The sequence below is a fragment of the Frankia tisae genome (genome assembly GCF_025403405.1).
GTDB classification, from domain to species: Bacteria; Actinomycetota; Actinomycetes; order Frankiales; family Frankiaceae; genus Frankia; species Frankia tisai.
Map to the genome: position 1 here is coordinate 1 of NZ_JANEZT010000791.1, position 495 is coordinate 495.

General features: G+C 77.0%; 1 pseudogene. It reads left to right on the forward strand.

The features are described 5' to 3' along the window. Nucleotides 1–65 precede the first annotated feature (65 nt). Nucleotides 66–495, forward strand: a pseudogene (locus NBZ85_RS31710) (hypothetical protein); the annotation flags it as partial.

Genomic DNA, 495 nt, shown 5'->3' on the forward strand with positions numbered 1-495 from the left:
GGGATAAATCGGGCACGCAAGCCTCTGGATAACCGGGGGCTCGTCCGTCAGACCGCGCGGCGACGGTGCCCGACTGGCTGGCCGAGCCGGGCGACCCCTGGGTGCTCGTCACAATGTCCACTGACTACCAGGGCGACTACCAGGGCGACGAGCGGCTCGCCGAGGTGGCCGTCGAGGCGCTGCGCGACGAGCCGGTGCGGGTGCTCGTCACCCTCGGCGCCGGGGTCAGCCTGCCGGCGAAGCGGCTGACCCCCGACCGGCTGCGCACCGCCCTGCACGCGGCGATGGCCGGCCGGGCCGGCAGCGCCGAGGCGTCCCGCCGGCTGCGGGCCTTCGCCGCGGCCTCGGCCGTCCCGAGCGGCGGATTCGACAGCGCCGGCGACGTCGAGGGCGTCGACGGGTTCGATCCGGCCCGTGGACCGGCCGGGTTGGGCGGGGCGCGCTTCGCCGCCGCCGCGCAGGAACTCGCCCCGCTCGCTGCGGCGGACCGGACAC